General features: G+C 54.7%; 3 tRNA genes. All 3 read left to right on the forward strand.

Features of this window, described 5'->3' with window-relative positions:
- The first annotated feature begins 8 nt into the window (after window positions 1-8).
- A tRNA-Gly gene (locus HA044_RS09320) sits at window positions 9-80 on the forward strand.
- 7 nt (window positions 81-87) lie between these two features.
- Window positions 88-173 (forward strand) — tRNA-Leu (locus tag HA044_RS09325).
- 19 nt (window positions 174-192) lie between these two features.
- Window positions 193-266: transfer RNA gene (locus HA044_RS09330), tRNA-Arg, on the forward strand.
- Window position 267 lies beyond the last annotated feature (1 nt).

The following is a 267-nucleotide window of genomic DNA, read 5'->3' on the forward strand; positions in this document are numbered from 1 at the left end:
AAAGCGATGCGAACGTAGTTCAGTGGTAGAACATCACCTTGCCAAGGTGGGGGTCGCGGGTTCGAATCCCGTCGTTCGCTTGAGGAGGCCGGGGTGGCGGAACTGGCAGACGCACAGGACTTAAAATCCTGCGATTGGTAACGATCGTACCGGTTCGATTCCGGTCCTCGGCATAGACGAAGGTTGAAAGTAGCACCCTTAGCTCAACTGGATAGAGTACCTGACTACGAATCAGGCGGTTAGAGGTTCGACTCCTCTAGGGTGCAT

The organism is Streptococcus sp. IMAU 99161 (assembly GCF_014435245.1).
GTDB classification, from domain to species: domain Bacteria; phylum Bacillota; class Bacilli; order Lactobacillales; family Streptococcaceae; genus Streptococcus; species Streptococcus lactarius.